This window comes from Micromonospora sp. NPDC051141, from assembly GCF_044455765.1.
Taxonomy (GTDB): domain Bacteria; phylum Actinomycetota; class Actinomycetes; order Mycobacteriales; family Micromonosporaceae; genus Micromonospora.
On the sequence record NZ_JBITFD010000008.1, the window covers coordinates 306,334 to 312,638 of the forward strand.

Consider the following 6,305-nt stretch of genomic DNA (forward strand, 5'->3'; position numbering starts at 1 on the left):
GGTTGCCGCCGGGCCGGGCGGGCCGGGCCCTCAGCGTCCGAGTGCGACGGCCAGCCGGCGGACCGCCTCGTCCATCATCTCCGGTCGGGCGGCGGCGTAGGTGAGGCGCAGGTACGGCGCGGGCGGTTCGGCGGCGTACCAGGGTCGCCCGGGAAACACGGTGACCCCCTCGGCGGCGGCCCGTGCGGTCACCGCGACGTCGTCGGCGCCGTCCGGCAGCCGGACCCACAGGTGCAGGCCGCCGCGGGGGACGTCGGGCGGGGTCAGCGCCGGCAGGTGGCGGTCCAGCGCCGCGAGCAGCGCGTCCCGGCGGGCCCGCAGCTGCGTGCGCAGCGTACGGCGGTGCCGGTCCCAGGCCGGCGCGGCGAGGAACTCCAACGCGGCCTGTTGCAGCGGCCCGGCCACGAAGAAGTCGTCGAGCAGCCGGGCGGCGCGCAGGCGTTCCCCGGCCGGCCCGCGCGCGCCCAGCGCGGCGATCCGCAGGCCGGGCGCGGCCGGCTTGGTCAGCGAGCGCAGGTAGACCACGTGCCCGTCCGGGTCGTCGGCGGCCAACGGTGGCGGCGCTTCGCCGTCGATGGTCAGGTCCCGGGCGTAGTCGTCCTCGACCAGGAACGCGCCGGCCTCCCGGATCGCGGTCGCCACCTCGACCCGCCGGGCGGTGCTGAGCGTCGCGCCGTTCGGGTTGGCGTGCAACGGCTGGCAGTAGAACAACCGGGCGCCGGTGCGGGCGAACGCGGCGGCGAGCTGGTCGGGGCGGACCCCGTCGGCGTCGGCGGGCACCGGCACCACCCGCAGCCCGGCGGCGTGCGCGGTGGCCAGCGCGCCCAGGTAGGTGGGGGACTCGACGAGCACCGTGTCGCCGGGCACGGTGAGCGCCCGCAGGGTGGACGCGAGCGCGGCCTGCCCGCCCGGGCAGATCACCACGTCCTCGGCGCGCAGGCCGCCACCGGTCTCGCGGGCGAACCAGGCCCGCAGGTCGGCTCGCCCCTCCACCGGGCCGCGCTGCCACGCCGCCGGCTGGCGGGCCGCGCGGGCGAGCGCCGCGCCGAGCGCGGCGGCCGGCTGGAGTTCCGCGTCCAGGTAGCCGCCGGTCAGCGGGATGGCCCCGGCCGGCGGCAACGCCAGGAGCGCCTGCATCTCCTCGCCGCCGGAGCGCCGGGAGCCCAGCGCGACGGTCTGCCAGGACAGGTCCGGGCGGGGCGGGTCGACGCGCCGGGCCGCCACGAACGCGCCCCGACCCGACCGCGTCTCGACCAGCCCCTCCGCGACGAGCCGCCGGGTGGCCTCGGCGACCGTCACCGGGGAGGCGTGGTGGCGGGCGGTCAGCTCCCGCACCGACGGCAGCCGCGTCCCGGGTGCGGCGGCCCGCACCAGCGTACGCAGGTGGTGGACGATGCGGTCGGTAGCGCTACTATCATCCATGACGGAACAGAGTAGCGCTACTGCACCCATGGCGGTAACGGCCCGGCCGGGCGCCGGTGTCGCGCTCGGCGCGCTGGGTGTGCTGGCGTTCAGCATGTCGCTCCCGGCCACCCGCGTCGCCGTGCACACGCTCGACCCGTGGTTCGTCGCGTTCGGCCGGGCCGTCGGCGCGGCGCTGCTCGCGGCGGCGTACCTCCCGCTGACCCGGGCCCCGCGCCCCACCCCGGGCCAGTGGCGGCGACTGGCTGTCGTCGCGCTCGGCGTGGTCGTCGGCTTCCCGCTGTTCACGTCGCTCGCGCTCACCACGCAGACCTCCGCGCACGGCGCGGTCGTCGTCACCGTGCTGCCCGCCATGACGGCGGTCTTCGCGGTGCTTCGGGCCGGCGAACGACCGCCACCGCTGTTCTGGCTCGCCAGCGCCGCCGGGCTGGCGCTGGTGCTCGCATTCCTCGCCACCGGCGGTGCGATGCGCGGCACGCTCTCCCTGGCGGACCTGTTCCTGCTCGCCGCCGTGGTGCTGTGTGGCCTCGGGTACGCCGAGGGCGGCGTGCTGGCCCGTCAGCTCGGTGGCGCGCGGACGATCTGCTGGGCGTTGCTGCTCTCGCTGCCGGTCACGATCCCGGTCACGGCGGTGGCCGCCGCCGCCCACCACCCGCGGGCCGGCACTGCCGGCTGGACCGCGTTCGGCTACCTCACGCTGGTCTCGATGTTCCTCGGCTTCTTCGCCTGGTACGCCGGGCTGGCCCGGGGCGGCATCGCCAAGGTCGGGCAGATCCAGCTCGTCCAGCCGGTGCTCACGCTGGTCTGGTCGGCGCTGCTGCTCGGCGAGGCAATCACCCCGGCCACCGTCGTCGTGGCCGGGGCGGTGCTGGCCTGTGTGGTGCTCATCCAACGCACCCGGGGCGCTGCCCGCCCCCGCGACCACACCCCGCCCCACCCCGAACAGGCCGTCCAGCGGTAGTGCTCGCGCCGTCCTCGTGATGATCAGCTCTGCGCCGGAGTGTCGAGCGTGCTGATGAGGTGTGCCACCCGCTGCCGGATCTCGTCGCGGACCTGACGGACGACGTCCAGCGACCGGCCGGCCGGATCGGTGAGCTGCCAGTCCTCGTAGCGCTTGCCGGGGAACACCGGGCAGGCGTCGCCGCACCCCATGGTGATGATGACGTCGCTGGCCTCGGCGGTGTCCCAGGTGAGCCGGGCCGGCGTCCGGTCGGTGATGTCGATGCCGACCTCGCGCATGGCCTCGACGGCGACCGGGTTGATCCGGTCGGCGGGTTCGCTGCCGGCGGAGCGCACCTCGACGGCGTCTCCGGCGAGGTGGCGCAGCCAGCCGGCGGCCATCTGGGAGCGGCCGGCGTTGTGGACGCAGACGAAGAGGACGGTGGGTTTGCGACTCATCGGGCTTCGGTCTCCGGGGTGAGGTGGGGCACGACCACGGCGTCGGCGGCGTCGCCGGCGTGGGGATACCAGAGGGCGAGCGCGGCGACGGCGACCAGGCCGCCGACGACCTGGGCGACCAGGAAGCCGGGCACCGAGGCCGGGGCGATGCCGGCGAACGTGTCCGAGAACGCCCGGCCGACCGTGACGGCCGGGTTGGCGAACGAGGTCGACGACGTGAACCAGTAGGCCGCGCCGATGTAGGCCCCGACCGCGGCCGGCGCGGCGGCGGTGCGACCGGAGCGGGCCAGCGCGAAGATCAGCAGGACCAGGCCGGCGGTGGCGACCACCTCGGCCAGCCACAGGTGTCCGCCGCCCCGGTCGGTGCGGGACCAGGCCACCGCCGGCAGGTCGAACATCAGGTGGGCGAGGACGGCGCCGGCTGTCGCGCCGGCGGTCTGGGCGATCGCGTACGCGGCGAGGTCGCGCCCGGTCAGGCCGGTGCCGGCGCGGCGGCCGAGCCACCAGTCGACGGCGGAGACGACCGGGTTGAGGTGCGCGCCGGAGACCGGGCCGAACGTCAGGATGAGCGCGCCCAGGGCGAGGGCGGTGGCGATCGCGTTCTCCAGCAGTTGCAGCCCGGTGTCGGTGGGGGAGAGCCGGGTGGCGGCGATGCCCGAGCCGATGACGGCGGTGACCAGCAGCGCGGTGCCGGTGAACTCCGCCGATGCCCGCCGGGACAGGGGAAGGCTCACGCCGGGTGCCCGTCGCCGGCGGCGGCCGTGATCTCCAACAGCGCGCCGAGCTGCCGGAGCGCCTCGGGCCGGACGCGGTACCAGACCCAGGTCCCGCGCCGGTCGGCGTCGACCAGGCCGGCCTCGCGAAGGACCTTGAGGTGGTGCGAGATGGTCGGTCCGGACAGGTCGAAGGCCGGGGTGAGGTCGCAGACGCAGACCTCCGGCACCGAGGCGATCATCGACATCAGCCGCAGCCGGATCGGGTCACCCAGTGCCTTGAACAGGGGCGCGATCACCGCGGCCTGGTCGGGCCCCAGCGGACGGGCCGCGATCGGGGCGCAGCAGGCGACCGCGTCCCGGGCCGCTTGTTTTGACATGGGTCTAGCTTGACAGATCTCGAAACAGCCGGCAACCTGGAAGCTGCTTCGACAGTCATCTAGACAAGGAGAAAGTCGCCATGTCCCGAGTCCAGCTCGCCCTGCGCGTGTCCGACCTCGAAGGCTCTGTCGCGTTCTACGCCAAGCTGTTCGGCGTCGAGCCGGCCAAGCGTCGCCCCGGTTACGCCAACTTCGCCATCGAGAACCCGCCCCTGAAGCTCGTCCTCATCGAGGGGGAGGCCGAGCGGCCCACCGCTCTGGACCACCTGGGCGTCGAGGTGCCCGGCACCGACGAGGTCGACGCCGCCACCCGTCGTCTGACCGACTCCGGCCTCGTCACGCTGGCCGAGAACGACACCGAGTGCTGCTACGCGTTGCAGGACAAGGTGTGGGTGCGCGGCCCCGGCGGCGAGCGCTGGGAGGTCTACACCGTCAAGGCCGACTCGCCGCGGCTGGAGAAGCCCGCCGAGAACGCCTGCTGCGCCCCCGCCGCCTAGGAGCGGTGCAAAAAACCTGCAAACGCCAGCTCTTGCCCTCAGCGAAAGCGCTTTCTTACGATTGCGTCACATCGATGTTTCATTCGCGGGCCGGGCGCCGCGAATGGATGGAAATCGCTGGTGACGCGGTCGATCGTGTCGCCGCAACTCACCTTTTCCTGTTCGGCGGCAGCCGGTCGATCCGGCATGCGCGAAAACGAATCGAGGCGTCCATGGAACGACCAGTCACACGGCGAATTCAGGCGATGTTGGCCACGGCGGCGGTGGGAATCGCGGTCGCCGTGGCCATGCCGAGCCCGCAGGCGTCGGCGGCGGCCGGGACCGCCACCGGCTTCGCGACCCAGAACGGCGGGACCACCGGCGGCGCGGGCGGGCAGACGGTGCGGGCCACCACCGGGACCGCGATCCACGCCGCGCTCTGCAACCGGGCCAGCAGCAGCACCCCGATCATCATCGAGGTCTCCGGGACCATCAACCACGGCAACACCACCAAGGTCTCGGGTTCGAGCTGCAACACCGCGGCCGGCGTGATCGAGCTGAAGCAGATCAGCAACGTCACCATCATCGGGGTGGGCGGCGGCGCGGTCTTCGACCAGCTCGGCATCCACATCCGCGACTCCCGCAACATCATCATCCAGAACGTCACGGTGCGGAACGTCAAGAAGTCGGGCTCGCCCACCTCCAACGGCGGCGACGCCATCGGCATGGAGAGCACGGTCCGCAACATCTGGGTCGACCACGTCACGCTGGAGGCGTCCGGCGGGGAGGCGGAGGGCTTCGACGGCCTCTTCGACATGAAGGACGACACCCAGTACGTGACGCTGTCCTACAGCATCCTGCGCAACTCCGGCCGTGGCGGGCTCATCGGCTCCAGCGAGACCGACCGGTCGAACAGCTTCATCACGTTCGACCACAACCTCTACGAGAACATCGACTCCCGCACGCCGCTGCTGCGCGGCGGTGTCGCGCACATGTACAACAACCACTACTCGGGGCTGCACGAGTCCGGCATCAACTCCCGCGCCGGCGCCCGGGCCAAGGTGGAGAACAACTACTTCCGCAACTCCAAGGACGTGCTCGGCACGTTCTACACCAACGAGCGCGGCACCTGGCAGGTCGGCGGCAACATCTTCGACAACGTGACCTGGTCGGCCCCGGGCGACGAGAACTACCCGGCCGGGCCGAACCCGACGTCCACCACCACGGTCGCCATCCCCTACCCGTACCGTCTCGACGGGGCGAGCTGCGTGCCGGACATCGTCCGGCTGACCGCGGGCGCCAACACCGGCCTGCGGACGTCGGACGGCAACTGCACGCCGCAGTCCCCGCCGCCCACCACGCCGACGCCGACCACGCCCGCCCCGACCACGCCGCCGCCGACCACCACTCCGCCGCCGACCGGCGGGACCAACCTGAGCCTCGCCTCCGGCGCCGGCGCGGACGGTTCCAGCAAGGCCGACGGCACCAGCTACGGCAACGTGCGCGACGCCAACCTCGGCACCTGGTGGTCGCCGTCCGGTTCGACCGGCACCATCTCGATCAAGTGGGGCTCCGCCACCCGGGTGTCCCGGGTGATCATTCGGGAACCCTCCGGCACCCAGGGCTCGATCGGCTCCTGGCAGCTCGTCAACAACGACACCGGCGCGGTCCTCGCCTCGGGGAGCGGGGCGGGCGCGATCAGCTTCGCCGCCACGTCGCTCCAGAAGATCAACTTCAGGATCACCAGCTCGAACGGTACGCCGAGGGTCGGCGAGTTCGAGACGTACGCGAGCTGAAACCGGCGTGGGGGGGGGGGGGGGGGGGGGGGGGGGGGGCCCCCCCCCCCCCCCCCCCGCGGGGAGGCGCGCGCGGGGAGGGGTAGTGGCGCGGGGGGGGGCGAGCGAGGGTGGAGGGTT

7 protein-coding genes are annotated in these 6,305 nt (G+C 73.5%); 3 read left to right on the plus strand and 4 right to left on the minus strand.

Annotated features, from left to right (window positions below):
* Positions 1-30: 30 nt before the first annotated feature.
* Positions 31-1,422, minus strand: a complete 1,392-nt coding sequence (locus ACIA6B_RS18050) for a PLP-dependent aminotransferase family protein (protein ID WP_396774582.1) — start codon at positions 1,420-1,422, stop codon at positions 31-33.
* Between the two features lie 28 nt (positions 1,423-1,450).
* On the opposite strand from ACIA6B_RS18050, the gene ACIA6B_RS18055 reads away from it, so the two are divergent.
* Positions 1,451-2,383, plus strand: a complete 933-nt coding sequence (locus ACIA6B_RS18055) for a DMT family transporter (protein ID WP_396774584.1) — start codon at positions 1,451-1,453, stop codon at positions 2,381-2,383.
* 23 nt (positions 2,384-2,406) lie between these two features.
* Here ACIA6B_RS18055 and ACIA6B_RS18060 read toward each other — a convergent pair whose 3' ends face one another.
* From ACIA6B_RS18060 to ACIA6B_RS18070, 3 genes are read right to left on the minus strand one after another with little or no spacing between them, the layout of a single operon-like run.
* The gene (locus ACIA6B_RS18060; protein ID WP_396774586.1) at positions 2,407-2,820 is read right to left on the minus strand and encodes an arsenate reductase ArsC; all 414 of its coding nucleotides are present in this window, start codon (positions 2,818-2,820) and stop codon (positions 2,407-2,409) included.
* Positions 2,817-3,554, minus strand: coding sequence for an aquaporin (locus ACIA6B_RS18065; protein WP_396774588.1), 738 nt, complete (start codon positions 3,552-3,554; stop codon positions 2,817-2,819). Before ACIA6B_RS18065 ends, ACIA6B_RS18060 begins: the two co-directional genes overlap by 4 nt.
* A complete protein-coding gene (locus ACIA6B_RS18070; protein ID WP_396774590.1) occupies positions 3,551-3,913 on the minus strand; it encodes an ArsR/SmtB family transcription factor in 363 nt (120 codons plus the stop codon). The genes ACIA6B_RS18065 and ACIA6B_RS18070 overlap by 4 nt, the downstream gene beginning before the upstream one ends.
* A gap of 80 nt (positions 3,914-3,993) precedes the next feature.
* Between ACIA6B_RS18070 and ACIA6B_RS18075 the strand changes: the two genes are divergently transcribed.
* Together ACIA6B_RS18075 and ACIA6B_RS18080 are read left to right on the plus strand one after the other, a co-directional pair.
* Entirely contained in the window at positions 3,994-4,410 is a 417-nt protein-coding gene (locus ACIA6B_RS18075) for an ArsI/CadI family heavy metal resistance metalloenzyme (RefSeq protein WP_396774592.1), read from the plus strand.
* Positions 4,411-4,622: 212 nt separating this feature from the next.
* Positions 4,623-6,185: a polysaccharide lyase family 1 protein gene (locus tag ACIA6B_RS18080; RefSeq protein ID WP_396774593.1), complete on the plus strand. Its 1,563-nt coding sequence runs from the start codon at positions 4,623-4,625 to the stop codon at positions 6,183-6,185.
* Positions 6,186-6,305 lie beyond the last annotated feature (120 nt).

Bases quoted from the DNA above. Each gene is read 5' to 3' on its own strand.
- ACIA6B_RS18050 (WP_396774582.1), bottom strand. From the start codon at position 1,422: ATGGATGATAGTAGCGCTACCGACCGCATCGTCCACCACCTGCGTACG.
- ACIA6B_RS18055 (WP_396774584.1), top strand. From the start codon at position 1,451: ATGGCGGTAACGGCCCGGCCGGGCGCCGGTGTCGCGCTCGGCGCGCTG.
- ACIA6B_RS18060 (WP_396774586.1), bottom strand. From the start codon at position 2,820: ATGAGTCGCAAACCCACCGTCCTCTTCGTCTGCGTCCACAACGCCGGC.
- ACIA6B_RS18070 (WP_396774590.1), bottom strand. From the start codon at position 3,913: ATGTCAAAACAAGCGGCCCGGGACGCGGTCGCCTGCTGCGCCCCGATC.
- ACIA6B_RS18075 (WP_396774592.1), top strand. From the start codon at position 3,994: ATGTCCCGAGTCCAGCTCGCCCTGCGCGTGTCCGACCTCGAAGGCTCT.
- ACIA6B_RS18080 (WP_396774593.1), top strand. From the start codon at position 4,623: ATGGAACGACCAGTCACACGGCGAATTCAGGCGATGTTGGCCACGGCG.